Below are 14859 nucleotides of genomic sequence, written 5' to 3' on the forward strand. Positions count from 1 at the left end.
ATGCTAGCCAGCCGACAGAGAGTCGTCGCGTCACCGGCCGTCGCCTTTGGCGACGAGTCGGAGCGTGGCGCCAACCGGCGCGCCATCACCGGCCTGCAGCGCCGCCAAGCAGAGCGCAGGCTTCTGTATGGCATCCTGGTGGCGCTGCTTCTCATTTCCTATGCGGCTATCGGGAAGGATATTCTTCATAATCCCGTAAAGTACGCTGTCTTCATCTCTCCCTACGACGAATACTATAATCGACTTCGGTACCTGACGATCCTGATCATATTCGGGGTCACCCTGCTTGAAAGACGGGCGGCGGCGTCGATCGGCCGCGTCTGGCATATCGCGCCGTTATTGGGCGTCGCGATCGCTTCGGTCGCCTGGTCAAGCGACGTGGTGATCACCGCGCGCAGCGCCCTGCTGCTCAGCGGCCTAGTGGTGGGCACGGCGATGATCATCGACCGGATCGGGGTCGCCGCGTTCTTCCGGATCCAGTTGCATTTTCTGGCCTTGATCATGTTGGCCAGCGCCTTCGCCGCGATCGCGCTGCCCGATATCGGGCGACACTCCCCTAACGACATCCTCGAGCGCGGTCATATTGGCCAGTGGCGCGGCATCTTCTCCCACAAGAATGGCCTCGGCGCGTACGCCGCCATCGCCACCGTGCAGCTGTTCCTGTTCGTCCGCCCTACAGGAAAGACCCAGGCCTACTGGTGGGCGGCGAGGGGCGCGGCGGTCGCCTGCCTGTTGCTGGCCGGATCGGCGACATCCGTCACCGCCGCGGTCGTCGGCTTCCTTTTCTACCTGCTTCTGCGAAATCGCCACACTTCGCACCCTTTTATCCTCTCTATCCTCGCCGGCCTTGTGGTCGTCGTGGCGGGCGCGCTTAGCGCCGGTCTCGCCGATATCCTCGGCCTTTTCGGCCGGGACGTGACGCTCACGGGGCGCACTCAAATCTGGGCGACGGCTTTAGAGATGATCGACCAACACCTGTGGCTCGGGCTGGGCTATGGCTCGCACGTGAACGTCATGATGGACTACCTTCGCACGGCGCTCTTCAGTTCGGCCGTGGATACGCACAATGGCTATCTCGATGTGCTGGCCGCCGTGGGCCTCATCGGCTTCATCTGTTTCCTGCTGGCCGTGATCGTGAGCATTGGAAAGGCTTACAGTGTCGCGCGTCGCGCGACTGGTCAGTTGCGCGACATCGGCCTGGCATCGGCCTGTACGATCGTCATGAGCCTGACCGTGGGAATGGGCGAGGTGTCGCCCTTCCGGGCCGTCGGCTACGGCGGGGCCTTGTTCTGGATGAGCATGGTCCTGGCCGCTTGCGCTCAACACCAGCTCCTGCGCGCCAAGCCAGCCGACGGCGGTTCCGCGGCATGAGGAGTGCGACCCCCTACCTGTCCTCCGGGCCGGTGGCGCGGCGGACCTCCACGACCTATCCAGGCTGGACCGCGTTTGCCGTTTTCGTGTTCGTAGGCTTCCTGATGAGCCTGGGGCCGGTTGGCAAGGATCTGCTCCACAACCCGGTGAAAACCGGGATTCCGACCGATCCCTATGCGGAGCACTTCAACCGTGCGCGCTACCTGCTCATCGCGCTCTGCATTGGGGCGGCGGCGTTGCAGGGCCGGATCTACGCGTCGGCCCGGCAAGTCGCTCATATCCTCCCTTTCGGCGTTCTTGCCGTCCTGTCGGTGCTCTGGTCGCCCGACGTGGTCACGACCACCCGAAACGCGGTCGTAATGCTGGGCTTCATCTTCGCCATGGGCGTGATCTCTCAGCGAAACACGCCTCGTACGTTCCTGATAACCTTAATGCACTTCCTGGCGATCATCGTTCTGATCAGCGCCTTCCTCGCGCTGTTCGTGCCGGAAATCGGCCGGCACGCCGCGTCCGACGTGCTGGAGAAGGGGCATGCCGGGAAGTGGCGAGGCATGTTCGCGCACAAGAACGCCCTGGGCTCCTACGCCGCGATCGCCACGGTCACGCTGTTCACACAAGCGCCGATCAATCGGTACAACTGGCCCTACTGGTGGAGCGCGCGGATAGCCGCGGTGCTCTGTGTTGTCTTTGCGGGCTCCGCCAATTCGATCGTCGGCGCCCTTTCGGGGTTCGCCGCCTATGCGCTGCTAAGGCGACGCGCCACGACGCGCTGGCCGTTTCTGCTGCTCGTAGGCTTGGCAGGTCTTGCGCTGTCGTCAATCGCCGCCAACCTCGTGGCGCTGTTGGGGCGCGATACAACCTTCACGGGTCGAACAGAGATTTGGGCCGGCGCTCTAGAGATCTGGAGCCGTTCGCCGTGGCTAGGCTACAGCTATGCTGCGGGCAACATATTCATCCTGGAGCCTGAGCTGAAGCGTATGCTGTTTAGTTCGGCGGTGGATGCCCACAACGGTTACATCGACATATTGTTTTCTCTCGGGATCGTTGGAGCAGGACTTTTCTTTCTGGCGGTAGCCATCAGCGTCGCTCATGGCTATAGGGCTTGTGTCGCTCGAGAAAGCCCGGATCGCTCGGTCACGGTCGCCTACATGGTCATCGTCTTGATGTCCTGCGTCATGGCCCTGGCTGAAGTTTCCCCGCTGCGCCTGATCGGAAACGGGGGCTATATGTTATGGATCGCGCTCGCCATGCTGAGTCACCCGAGCCTGCGTCCAGCCGCGCGCGGAACGACGCGGACAGGATCGCGTCGGCGGTCCAAGCGGCGTCGGCGGTCCGAGCCTCAGCTCCAGGCGCAGACCAGTCCCTCCGGGGCGTCGGCCGGGATGGCGGATTGATGGCCGCCATTCAGCAGTCCAGCGTTGCGCCCGCTCGCGTCAGTCCGGGATATCGGCCTTTCGGCATCTTCCGTCTGATGCTGGCCATCCTGGTGATGGTCCAGCACTTCGGCGTTGTGGCGTCGCCTTATGTGGGGCGCGTCCTCGCCGTCCCGGCGACGGGCAACATCGCCGTGCTGACGTTCTTCGTACTGTCGGGCTTTATCATCACGGAGTCTGCGGAGCGTTTCTATCCGGGCCGTCCTGGCGCCTTCGTGACCAACCGCGCCATCCGCATACTGCCGCCCTATCTGTGCGCGGTGCTGCTCTCGATCGGGGCGCACTTCCTGCTTTATCGCACGGGCCAGCTGGCCCTCTGGCCGCCGCTCGCTGACCTTCCGCACAACCTGTTCTTCACGCCCGGGAGCCTGTTCTCGAACGTGATCTATCCGCTGCCCGTCGTGTCGAACATCGTCGGAGAGCCGGACTACAGATTCATCCCCTATGCGTGGGCCGTGCGGGTTGAGCTGCTGTTCTATTGCGTCATCGCCGCGGCGCTCGCGGCGACGCCTTTCTTCAAGAGCTTCGCCAAGATCCTGGGCGGCCTGTCGATCGTCATGCTGCTGATTTACTTCCTTTGGCGCATGGGATTGGCGCCGTCGATGACGCGGATGGTCGTTTACTTCGGTCTCGGCGTCTCGATGTACTTCGCCGTCAAAGGCTCGGCGAAGGCGACGATCATCGCCCTCATCTTCGGCGGGCTCGCGCTGTTCGACTACTACGACTACGACGCCGCTCAGAGGACGGAATTCTTCACCAGCAACCCCAGCCATCACAGGCTCGCTATAGTAGAGTATATGCTGCTGGTATCGTGCATGGGGGCGATCCCCTTGCTTGCGAAGTGCCGTCCTGGCTCCCGTCTGCAGAAGATTGACGCAAAGCTGGGCGGTCTTTCCTACAGCCTTTACCTGAATCAGTATGTCGCGATCGTGATCGTGAACTCTGTATTCATAAACAAGGGGTACTGGACCTTGTTTCTGGCCGTTATTCTGGCGTTTGTGCTAGCTTACGTAATGAACGTGATCGTAGAGAAGAACACCGAGCCACTCCGCACGGCTATACGCGGCTTCAAGCTGGAAGCGGCGTGACATAAAGCGCCTCGCGCGCGAATGGAGTGGGTTTGTAAAGCCGCGACTGCCAAAAGGGGGCGCAGTCGCAAGGAGCGAGTGTGGACAGCGCGAATTTTACAGGGGCCCGTCCCGGAGGGGCGGAGCGTTCCACCGGCGAGACGCGTAACGACTCTCATGGCCGTATCGCTGGCCTTGATGGGCTGCGTGCGGTCGCCGTCCTTCTTGTCGTGCTGTCGCACTATGGCTTCAACCGCGAGGTGCCTGGCGCGCTCGGGGTGACGATCTTCTTCTTTCTCAGCGGCTATCTGATCACCACGCTCCTGCTTCGTGAAACGGCTCGCACGGGTACCGTAAAGAAGCGCGACTTCTACATCCGGCGGTTCCTGAGGCTCTCTCCTGAACTGGCCTTCCTGCTTCTGTTTTCTGGGTTGGGCGGCGCCCTCTACGTCGGCCTCCCCCGTGTGATGGACTTTGTGGCGGCGGCGTTCTACTTCACGAACTACTATCACGTGGCGCACATCTACGGTCAGGTTGAGGGGCTGCGCTGGCCGCACCTTTGGTCCCTCGCCGTCGAAGAGCACTACTACATCCTTTATCCTCTGGTTTTCTCGCTGTTCTGGCGGACGCCCAAGCGCTTCACGGTTTTCCTGATCGGCGTTTGCGTGGCGGCGCTGGCTTGGCGCTGCGTCGCGATCAAAATTGGCCTGCCGGGCGGCTATACCTATGTGGCTTCGGAGGCGCGCATCGATTCCATCGCCTACGGTTGCCTTCTCGCGCTGCTCTCGCGTCGCGAAGCGTGGCGGGATTTCTGGGCCAAGCACTGGATCGCGGCCCAGGTCATCGGGGTGGCCCTGCTGGTGTCGTCCCTTCTGATCCGGGATCCTTTCTTCCGCGACACCTTCCGTTATTCGATGCAGGGCTTGGGGCTGGCCTTCGCCTTTGCAGGCCTTCTCCAGGTGCGCCCGGGCAACGTCGGTCTCAAGCTGCTGGAAGTCGCGCCGCTGGTTTGGATGGGCCAGATGTCGTACGGCGCCTACCTATGGCACCTGGAGTTCGCGCACCTGAGCGAGCGGTTCCTGCCAGGGGTCTTCCACGAGGAGGGGCCGTTGGCGATGCGCGCACTCTACGCCCTGCTCGCCACGTCGTTCGCCTTCGGCGCCGGCTATGTGTCCTATCGCCTCGTCGGTGAACCGATGTTGGCCCTGAGGAAGCGTTTCGGGGCGCACGTCGAGCCCGCCCCGAAACACGCGGCTAAAGGATAAAGTCCGAGCCCACCAACGATGAGGTGACGACCTGGAACTGGAAGTCGGCCTTGCCGTCGCCGTCCACGTCACCCGCGACCAGATAGACCCCGCCGCCCGAGCTGCCGATCCGCAGTTCGCCAGCGACGTTGGAGAACGCCGCGCGATCGCGCCAGATAAAGGCTTGGTCGCCGGCGATCGCCGTGTTCGCGTCGATCAGGGAAAGGTCGATGCGGTCGCCGGCGGAAGACGTGAAGTCGCCGATGCGATCCATGGCCGTCGCCGGACCAAAATCGGACAAGGCCACGAACTTGAAGATGTCGGCGCCGGCGCCGCCGTACAAGTCGTCGCCGTCAGCGCCGCCGATCAGGATATCGGCGCCGTTCCCGCCCGAAAGGTAGTCGCGTCCCGCCCCGCCATCGAGGGTGTCGTCGCCGCCGGCGCCTCTCAAGGTGTCCGCGCCATCCCCGCCTTGAAGCAGGTTTGCGCCTTCCGACCCGTTGATCACGTTGTCGAGCTGGTTGCCGAAACCGTCGATATTCGCCGATCCCAGCAGGATCAGGTTCTCGACATTGGCGCCAAGTGTGAAGGAGGCGGTCGCGTTGACGGTGTCGACGCCCTCGTTCGCATACTCGATGACCTGGTCGCGACTGTCGTCGATCGAATAGGTGTCGTCACCCGCGCCGCCGTAGGCGACATCGACGCCGACGCCGCCGTTCAGAAGGTCGTTGCCGCCGCCGCCGTACAGGACGTCGTCGCCACCCCGGCCGATCAACTGATTGGCGAACTCATTGCCGGTTATGACGTTGGCGTCGTCATTGCCGGTTCCGTTCAGCGCGGCGCTTCCGGTCAGGGTCAGGTTTTCGAGGTTCGCCTTCAGTTCGTAGGAGATGAAGCTGATGACCGTGTCGACGCCTTCGCCGGCAAGCTCGACAATGGTGTCGCCGCTCTGGTCCACCACATATCGGTCAGCCCCGGCGCCGCCCTTCATGACGTCGGCGCCCGCGCCGCCATCGAGGTAGTCGTCGCCGGCGCCGCCAAGCAGTTGGTCCACGCCGCCGCCGCCATACAGCTTGTCGTCGCCCGCGTTGCCGCTCAGCGTGTTGGCCGCGTCGTTTCCCGTGATCACGTTCGAGAGCTCGTTGCCGTCGCCATTGATGGCGGACGCGCCGATCAGGGTGAGATTCTCGAGATTGGCGCCGAGCCCATAGCTCACGCTGGCCATGACGGTGTCTAAGCCTTCACCGGCGTTCTCGACCAGGCTGTCGGAGGTGTCTGCGTAGTAGGTGTCGTCGCCGAGCCCGCCGATCAAGACATCGGCGCCGGCGCCGCCGTCGAGCACATCGTCGCCATCCATCCCGAGCAGCCGGTCAGCGCCATCGCCACCCTTCAGGGTGTTGGCCGCGGAATTGCCCGTCAGGATATTGGCCAGCTCGTTACCTTCGCCGTTGATCGCCGAAGACCCCAAAAGCTCAAGGTTCTCGACGTTCGCCGCAAGCACCAGCGAAACCGACGTACGGACGGTGTCCACGCCTTCGCCAGCCAGCTCGGTGATCGTGTCGTTGACGCTGTCGACATAATAGATGTCGTTGTCGACGCCGCCGACCATCACGTCGTCGCCGGATCCGCCATCGAGGATATCGGCGCCGACGCCGCCCACCAGACGATCGTTTCCGCCCATGCCGAAGAGCTGGTCGGCACCGTCAGCGCCGGAAAGCACATTGGCCGCGTTGTTGCCCGTGAGCGTATTGTCCAGCGCGTTGCCAGTCCCGTCGATCGCCGCGGTTCCATTCAGCAGCAGGTTCTCGACGTTGGCGGCCAGCGTCAGGCTCAGCGACGCCCAGACCGTGTCATTCCCCTCGCCCGAGAGCTCGGTGACGATATCCTGAGCGCTGTCGACGACATAGATGTCGTCGCCCTTGCCGCCGACCAGAGTGTCGGCTCCCAGCCCGCCGTCGAGCGTATCGTCGCCATCGAGCCCGTTGAGGGTGTCGTCGCCGTCGCCGCCGCGCAGGATGTTGGCCGCGGAATTGCCGGTCAGTATGTTGGCGAGGCTGTTGCCCTCGCCGTTGATCGCCGATGAGCCGAGAAGCTCCAGCCTCTCAATGTTGGCCGACAGCACGAAGGACGCTGTGGCGCGAACAATGTCGAGGCCTTCGCCCGCCAGCTCGGTGATCGTGTCGTTGGCGCTGTCGACATAGTAGATGTCGTCGCCGGCGCCGCCGACCATGACGTCGTCGCCCGATCCGCCGTCGAGGATATCGGCGCCGAGGCCGCCCACCAGACGATCGTTTCCGCCCATGCCAAAGAGCTGGTCCGCGCCGTCGGCGCCGGAAAGGACATTGGTGGCGTCGTTGCCCGTCAGGGTGTTCGCCAGATCGTTGCCGGTCCCGTCGATCGCGTCGGCGCCCGTCAGCAACAGGTTCTCGACATTGGCCTTCAGGGTCGCCGTGACCGACGCCCAGACCGTGTCGATCCCTTCGCCAGCCTGTTCCGAGACGACATCCTGGGCGCTGTCCACCACGTAGATGTCGTTGCCCTTGCCGCCGACCATGATGTCGGCGCCGGCGCCGCCATCCAGCGTGTCGTCGCCATCGTACCCGTTGAGGCTGTCGTTGCCGTCGCCGCCACTCAGGACGTTGGCCGCCGCGTTGCCGTTGATGACGTTCGCGAGTGAATTGCCCGAGCCGTTGATCGCCAGCGCGCCCGTCAGGGTGAGGTTTTCGACGTTGTCGGCCAGGCTATAGGTCACCGAGGCGCGGACGAGATCCGTTCCCTCGCCCGCCAGCTCGACAATGGTGTCGTTGATGCTGTCGACGAAATAGCCGTCGTCCCCCTTGCCCCCGACCATCAGGTCGTCGCCAAGACCGCCATCCAGCGTGTCGGCGCCGTCCATGCCGTAGAGCTTGTCGTCACCGGCGCCGCCGCTGAGGCCGTTGGCCGCGCTGTTGCCGGTAATGGTGTTGGCCAGGTCGTTCCCGCCACCATTGATCGCCGACGTGCCCGTCAGCAGCAGGTTCTCGACATTCGCGGCCAGGGTATGGGACAGGGACGACTGCACGAGGTCGACGCCTTCGCCCGCCAGTTCGACCACCAGGTCGCCGGCGCTGTCGATCACATAGGTGTCGTCGCCGCGCCCGCCGGTGAGGACGTCGTCGCCCGCGCCGCCGTCGAGCGTGTCCGCGCCGTCCATGCCGTAGAGCTTATCTGCGCCCGCGCCGCCCTTTAGGATGTTGGCGGCGGCATTGCCAGTGATGGTGTTGGCCAGCTCATTGCCTTCGCCGGTCAGCGCGGCGGCGCCGGTCAGTAGAAGGTTCTCGATGTTTGCGCCCAGGACGAACGAAACCGACGCCTGGACCGTATCGACGCCTTCGCTGGCGTTTTCCTTGACCAGGTCGCCCGCGTCGTCGACGACATAGGTGTCGTCGCCCGCTCCGCCCGCCATGGAGTCGGCGCCGGCGCCCCCGTCCAGGGTGTCGTTCCCCGTTCCGCCCTCAAGCGTGTCGGCGCCATCCAGGCCGTACAGCTTGTCGTCGCCCGCACCACCCTTGAGGACATTGGCGGCGCCGTTGCCGGTGATGATGTTCACGAGATCATTGCCTTCGCCATTGATGGCGGCGGCGCCGGTCAGCACGAGGTTCTCGACGTTCGCGCTGAGGGTGAACGAGGCCGAAGCCTGGACGGTGTCGAGGCCTTCGCCGGCGGACTCTCGAACCACGTCCGCCGTGTTGTCGACGATGTAGATGTCGTCGCCGACGCCGCCGGTCATCACATCCGCGCCAGCCCCGCCGTCGAGCGTGTCGTTGCCCGCCCCGCCATCCAGCGTATCCGCGCCTTCCATCCCGTAGAGGATGTCGTCGCCGCCAGCGCCGGAGAGCGCGTTGTTCGCGCCGTTGCCCGTGATGACGTTGTTCAGCCCATTGCCCGTGCCGGCGATGGCGGAGGCGCCAGCCAGCGTCAGATTTTCGACATTGGCGCTCAGGGTGAAGGACGCTGTTGCAATGACCAGATCGACGCCCTCGTCTGCGACCTCGTTGACCTGGTCGGTCGTGCTGTCGACATAGAAGGTGTCGTTGCCGGCGTTGCCGAACATGAAGTCGTCGCCGCCACCGCCATCGATGACGTCGTTACCGGCGCCGCCATACAGGATATCCCGGCCCAGTCCGCCGAAGATCTGGTCGTCGCCGCCCATGCCGTTGATGTCGTTCTGCAGCGCGTCGCCGGTGATGACGTCGTTGAAGGCCGACCCGTAGACGCCCTCGATATTCGTCAAGGTGTCGCCTTCGGCTTCGCCCCCCCGGCCGACGCCCAGCTGCAGGTTGACGTTCACCGCGGCCGTCGATTGCTGGTAAAGCGCGAAGTCTTTGCCGGCGCCGCCGTCCAGCACGTCCGCCCCGGCGCCGCCGTCCAGGAAATCGTCGCCCGCGCCACCGCTCAGCTTGTCCGCGCCGCCCTTGCCATACAGCCTGTCTGACCCGACATCGCCAGCCAGGTCATCGGCGCTTTCCCCACCCTGAAGGAGGAGATTGTTGACGATCTTGAGGTCGAAGTCATCGCTGACCGTCGCGCCGGCCGCGTTCGTGGCGGTCACGCGGATGGTGTAGACGCCAGCCGTCTTGTCCGCCGCGGTCGCGGTGAATTGGCCCGTGGTGCTGTCGAACGACAGCCACGAGGGCAGCGCGTCGCCGTTGGCCATCTTGGCGGAATAGGTCAGGCCCGCGACCTTACCTTGGCCGAACACTTCCGCCGCGGTGGAGGAAATGGCGTCGTCAACGCCGATCGTTTCGATATAGACCCCAGCCCGGGCGAGATTGCCCGCGGCGTTGGGGTGGATCTTGTCCAGCATCAAGCCGGCGGCCGACGCCTGCACATAGGTGCCAAGCGTCGCCATGTCGTTGACATAGATGCCCCCCCGTGCGGCGGCTTCCTGCTGCAACACGGTCCGGTACATGGCCAGATAGTCCTGGCCGCTGCTTCCGATGTCGTTGGATCCGACCAGGATGATCTTGGTGTTCGGAGAGACGGCGGCCAGATCGTCCAGCACGGCGCGCACCAGCGTGCGGTACTGCGCTTCGGTGAGGAGCCCGCGGTCGTTCATCCCCGCGTTGAAGACATAGACCTCCGGCGAAAGCGCCGCGAACCAGGCCTTGCGGAAGTTGGAGTCCAGCAGCGACCAGTTGGTCAGGCTCGAACCGCCAACGCCGATGTTCGAAAATGTCGCGCCGCCGTGGTCGAGCCGGAAGTCCGCCCCGAACAGCGTAACGTGGCCTGTTATGCCATCGAATACGAGGCTGGCGTCGGATTGTCCGCGGTCCGAGCGCACGCTGATGCTCTTCAGCATCAGCGGACCATCCGTGTTGACGACGACACTGGCGCCGTCGCCCGCGCCATGGACGGTCAGCGTGCCGCCGCCGGGTTGCTGCAGATAGTAGACCGTGGCCGTATCCCAGGCCCTGCCCACCTTCCAGCCAAAGGAGTCGCGGCCGTCCGCGTTGCTGATGTCGACGCCCCGGCCGTTGATCGAGTATTTTACCAGCCCAGGCGAAGAGGACGGGCCGGACAGGAACCGAACATTGCCGGACGTGTAGGTGGCGGCCGCGACATTGTTGAAGATCTGCAGGCCCGGGCCCCCATCGCCGTAGGCCGTGCGCAGGCGATCCATCAAGGAGTCGGCGTAGCTGCTGCCGGAAACGCCTTCGGTCAGGCTGTCGATGGCGCCCAGCAGATCCAGGCTGTATCGGGGCGTGGTCGCGGTCGCGGCGCTGAAGGTGTCGGCCTCCAGGCCGAACGTGAAGGCCGCCTTGTTGACGAAGCTGCGGTCGTGGATCGGGTCGGTGAGGGAAACGGCGCCTTGCACATAGACCGTGAGGACGGCCGGGGCGCTGCTGACGCCGCCGTTCACCCGAGTGACAAGCACGTCATAGACGCCGGCGACGCCGTTCGAGACGCTGAGCGCGCCCGTGTTGGGGTCAAGCGACATCCAGGACGGCAGTCCGGCGCCCGATGCTAGCTTGGCCTGATAAACGCCCGTATCGGTGGAGGTCGCGAAGGCGGAGGCGGCCGTCGTATTGGTCTGGGTCGACGCCTGTCCGGCGAGCACGACCCAGTCTGCAGGGTCGCCAATCACGAGCCACGCGCCCATCTCTATTCCCCTCTGAGCGTCCCCGCTCTTACTCGGGCGCCACCCTCTAGTTCCTCGGCGCAGTTCGCCTGGGGCCTAGGCTGCTCAAGCGCATGAGATGGCGCTGAAGGCCTTGGCCGCTGACGGACCCAATTTGAGATTGACTTGCACCAGGCGATGGCCGCCCAAGCCAATCGCGTTAACGGCTTCTCTATGGCGTGCCTGACAACAAAGCCAGCGAAAATCGACGCCAAAACAGCAATCGCGAAGAAAGCGACCGGGTTATAGGCAGCGATGTCGGGAAGGCGCTTATAGAGAGCGCCAATAACAATCGTATGAACAAGGTAAAGGCTGTAGGAGGCGTCACCACCATATCCGAGAATTCGCTCAGGAAGCGCCGGAAGCTTGGTAAATGCGGTAAGGGCGACGACGGCTATAGCGCTCACCGCCGTGCAAATTCTCCATACGACTGAAATTTCGTCGCTGCCGCTCAACTGAAAAGCGAAGAGAGGCGCCGCCATCAAGGCGCAGGGGATCCAGGAGGAAAGCGTCGGCGGTTCGCCGCTGAAACGCTTCCGCGCGAGACCGATCAGCAGGCCGACGCCAAATGTCAGAAGGATCGGGCTGGTCCAGACCTGAAGAAGTGTGCTCGGCTCGCTGCTGTCGAACGGCCAGCGCAGGGCCATCCCCGAAACGACCAGCACAACCAGGGCGCCGAACACAGCCGCCACTCCCGTCTTGAAGCGGAAAGCCATGGCGAGCGCGAAAAGGCCGTAGAAGAGCATCTCATAGTTCAGCGTCCAGCCGACCCCGTGCACCGGCCGCATTTGCCCGTCGGCGTTCTCGACCGGGATAAAGAGATAGGATTTCAGAATCTGATCGGGCGTAATCGCCCCTGGGACGTTCCGCGTGGCCGACCAGACGACCCACGTGGTGAAGAGCCAGTAGATCGGCGCGACCCGAATGAAGCGCCTGAGCAGGAAGCCGCCGATCGCGCCCTCTCTGCCGAACCGATCCTCGTTCGTAATCAGCATGATGAAGCCGCTGATCACGAAGAAAACGTACACGCCCATCTCGCCCATGAGCCAGGCGAGGCTGCTGTATTGTTGTGGAATGGCGCCCGCATAAATCAAGGCGAGCATCGTATGATCCAGCACGACAAGCAGTGCGGCGAAGAACCTCAGGGCTTGAATCGACTGAATCTTGTACATGCCACCCACTCAGCGCCAGCCTAGCAAAGCTAGGCTGCTCACCTAAAAGTAGCTTGTCTATAGCACGTGACGGCTTGTTAAGAAGCTGGACAGCGCCTGTTCATTCTTAAGGCCCATAACATCATTGTGAGGGCGTTTATTTTACTTTCACGGGAACTAATTTCGGATACCCGTGTTCGTGAGCGATTGGCTTGCCGCGCGGCTGCGTCGGTGATTTTCAGCGGGTGGCCAGCGCGATCGCACCCCACCACAGTCCGGCCGAGACCAGCACCGCGAAGGACAGGCCGTACACCCGGGGCCAACGGCCCTCGACCGTCGCCATCGCCGCGGCGCCGTCAGCGTCGAGCGTGGCGCGCAGAGCGTCGAGGTTTTCCTGAGTAAGCTGAACCGTATCGGTCACGCTGGCGGCGGTCGTGCACTCACGCGCGACCGAGTTGGTGATCGTCTTCGGCTTGATCTGAACGCCCGTGGCCATGACAGGTCCTCCTAAGGGCGAGCATTGTCAAAGCGTTCTTAAATTTCCGCTCGACTCTTTCCTTAATTGGGCGGTCACCTTTTTACCACGTTAGGTTATCCTAATAAGAAGTGGGGACTTGGAGGGGCGGATGGAGGCATTGTCGGGCCGGTGGGCCGGTGTGGCCGCAGCCGTGCTTGTTTCGGCGCTCCATGTCGCCCTTGGCGCCAACAATCTCGGGCTTTCGCTGATCGCCGCCGCCGCCGAGGGCTGTCTCTTGGCGGCGATTGCTTCTCGAGGCTGGGCCGGCGTCGAGCTGCGCGCGCGGGCCGGCTGGCTCGCCGCCTTCGGCCTGCTGCTCGCCGGGCTGATCTTCACGGCCGCGCTTCCGCTCGCCTCAAACGTCGGTCCCCGTTGGTTGGCGCGTCTGGCTGCAAGTCTCCCGCCCATCGCGGATCGCCAGGCGGCTTTCGTGGAAATTCTGAAGTTGCTGGGCCTGGCGTGCCTGTTCACATGCGGGCTGCTGATGGGCGGGTCTCTTCGCCGCTACAGGGTGATGGCGACCTGGCTTCTGATCCTGGCGGGCGGCCTGGCGCTTTATGGGCTGCTGGCCAACGCCCTCTGGCCTGATCGCGCGATAGGCGTTCAGAGAATAACCGCGCATGGTCGCCTGACCGCGACGTTCGTGAGCGCGAACACGGCCGCCACCTTGTTCGGCTGCATGGCGGTCCTGGTGTGCGGCTTCCTCGCGAGGCGCGGGCGGAGCCGGCGGCTGTTGAGCCGCTCCATCCTGGATCGCAAGCCCGTCGCGGCGGCTCTGCTGGTGCTGTTCGCGCTCAGCCTTGTCTTCACCGCCTCCCGCATGGGTCTCGCCGCAAGCTGCCTGGCGCTGGCGGCGATGTTCGTGCTGCGCGGAGGGCCAAGTTTGCTCGGACGCATCCGGCCGTCCGTCCTGCTGCTCGGCGGCCTGGTCTTGATCGCGGCCGGCCTGCTCTACGGAGGAAGTCTGGCGCGGCGGCTGCCCGAGCTTTCGACCGATCTGGGCTACCGTCTGCGCCTGATCCAGACGCACTATGCGTTCTTCACCGAGAGGCCTTGGTTCGGCTGGGGCTTGGGGTCGTTCCGTAGCCTGAACAACCAGGCGATCAATGGCGAAAACTTCAGCATTTTCTACGACGTGGGCGCCGCCCACAACGTCTATGTTCAGTGGCTTTCACAGGCCGGGATCGTTGGCGCCGGTCTGATGTGGGCCATTGTGCTGCTGGCCGTCGTGAAGATCGTTCTCGGCGCGATCCGTCCGGGTGAGACTGGAGACCACCTCGCCGCGCTCGCCGCCGTCATGCTGCTGTTCGCGATCCATGGCCTGAGCGACTATGCGCTCGAAGTGCCTTCTATGAGCGCCTTGATGAGTCTTCTGCTGGGGGGCGGCGTTGGTCTCGCAAGCCGGAAGGCGCCGACCCCGCGCGAGCGCGCAGGGTCGGCTGAAGGCCTAAAGCAGGAACTCGGCGCCGCTCAGGGCGCTGGCGCGGACCAGGAACTGCACTTCGGCGACGCCGTCGCCGTCGACATCCCCATAGACGGTCATGAGGCCGTTCCCAGCCGGCGTCGCACGCAACTCGCCGGCCGCGCCGGAGAAGGCGGTGGAGCCGATGAAGCGGAACGCCTGATCTCCAGTTAGGGCGGTGTTCGCGTCGATCGCCGAGAGGTCGATGCGGTCGCCTTCCGCATACGAAAAGTCGTCGAACCGATCCTGCGCCGCGGCGGTTGAATCGCTGACCGCCGTGAGCACGAACCGGTCAGCGCCCGCCCCGCCCATGACGATGTCCGCGCCCGCGCCGCCTTCCAGCCAGTCATTGCCTGCGCCGCCCGACAGCGTGTCGGCTCCGTCGCCGCCATACAGGAAGTCGGCGCCGCCATTGCCGCGGAGCAGGTCGTCGCCGCCCATGCCCCTGATCACG

Annotated in this window: 8 protein-coding genes and 1 pseudogene; 5 read left to right on the forward strand and 4 right to left on the reverse strand. The window is 64.1% G+C overall.

Going from position 1 to position 14859, the window contains the following annotated elements:
- The 4 genes from DI526_RS17415 to DI526_RS17430 all read left to right on the forward strand — a co-directional run bounded on the left by DI526_RS17415 (nt 1) and on the right by DI526_RS17430 (nt 5136).
- Nucleotides 1-1371 carry an O-antigen ligase gene (locus tag DI526_RS17415; protein ID WP_304280669.1) on the forward strand — a complete coding sequence of 457 codons (1371 nt, stop codon included), beginning with the start codon at nt 1-3 and terminating at the stop codon, nt 1369-1371.
- Nucleotides 1372-1475: 104 nt separating this feature from the next.
- Entirely contained in the window at nt 1476-2765 is a 1290-nt protein-coding gene (locus DI526_RS17420; RefSeq protein ID WP_304280670.1) for an O-antigen ligase, read from the forward strand.
- Nucleotides 2765-3892 (forward strand): acyltransferase, encoded by a 1128-nt coding sequence (locus DI526_RS17425; RefSeq protein WP_304280672.1) that lies wholly within the window; start codon nt 2765-2767, stop codon nt 3890-3892. The genes DI526_RS17420 and DI526_RS17425 overlap by 1 nt, the downstream gene beginning before the upstream one ends.
- Before the next feature lie 80 nt (nt 3893-3972).
- Entirely contained in the window at nt 3973-5136 is a 1164-nt protein-coding gene (locus tag DI526_RS17430; protein WP_304280674.1) for an acyltransferase, read from the forward strand.
- Here the strand turns inward: DI526_RS17430 and DI526_RS17435 are convergent.
- From DI526_RS17435 to DI526_RS17445, 3 genes are all read right to left on the reverse strand, one after another.
- The gene (locus DI526_RS17435) at nt 5126-11257 is read right to left on the reverse strand and encodes a putative Ig domain-containing protein (RefSeq protein ID WP_304280675.1); all 6132 of its coding nucleotides are present in this window, start codon (nt 11255-11257) and stop codon (nt 5126-5128) included. The two genes, DI526_RS17430 and DI526_RS17435, sit on opposite strands and share 11 nt — an antisense overlap.
- A 2-nt stretch (nt 11258-11259) precedes the next feature.
- Nucleotides 11260-12447, reverse strand: coding sequence for an acyltransferase (locus tag DI526_RS17440; protein WP_304280676.1), 1188 nt, complete (start codon nt 12445-12447; stop codon nt 11260-11262).
- Nucleotides 12448-12664: 217 nt separating this feature from the next.
- Entirely contained in the window at nt 12665-12922 is a 258-nt protein-coding gene (locus tag DI526_RS17445) for a hypothetical protein (protein WP_304280677.1), read from the reverse strand.
- A gap of 700 nt (nt 12923-13622) precedes the next feature.
- Here DI526_RS17445 and DI526_RS23430 point away from each other — a divergent pair.
- Nucleotides 13623-14132, forward strand: a pseudogene (locus tag DI526_RS23430) (O-antigen ligase family protein); the annotation flags it as partial.
- A gap of 258 nt (nt 14133-14390) precedes the next feature.
- On the opposite strand, the gene DI526_RS23435 reads toward DI526_RS23430, so the two are convergent.
- On the reverse strand, nt 14391-14859 hold a 469-nt coding region (locus DI526_RS23435), incomplete at its 5' end, for a M10 family metallopeptidase C-terminal domain-containing protein (protein ID WP_369692056.1).

The organism is Caulobacter segnis, assembly GCF_003243465.1.
Classification (GTDB): Bacteria; Pseudomonadota; Alphaproteobacteria; order Caulobacterales; family Caulobacteraceae; genus Caulobacter; species Caulobacter segnis_A.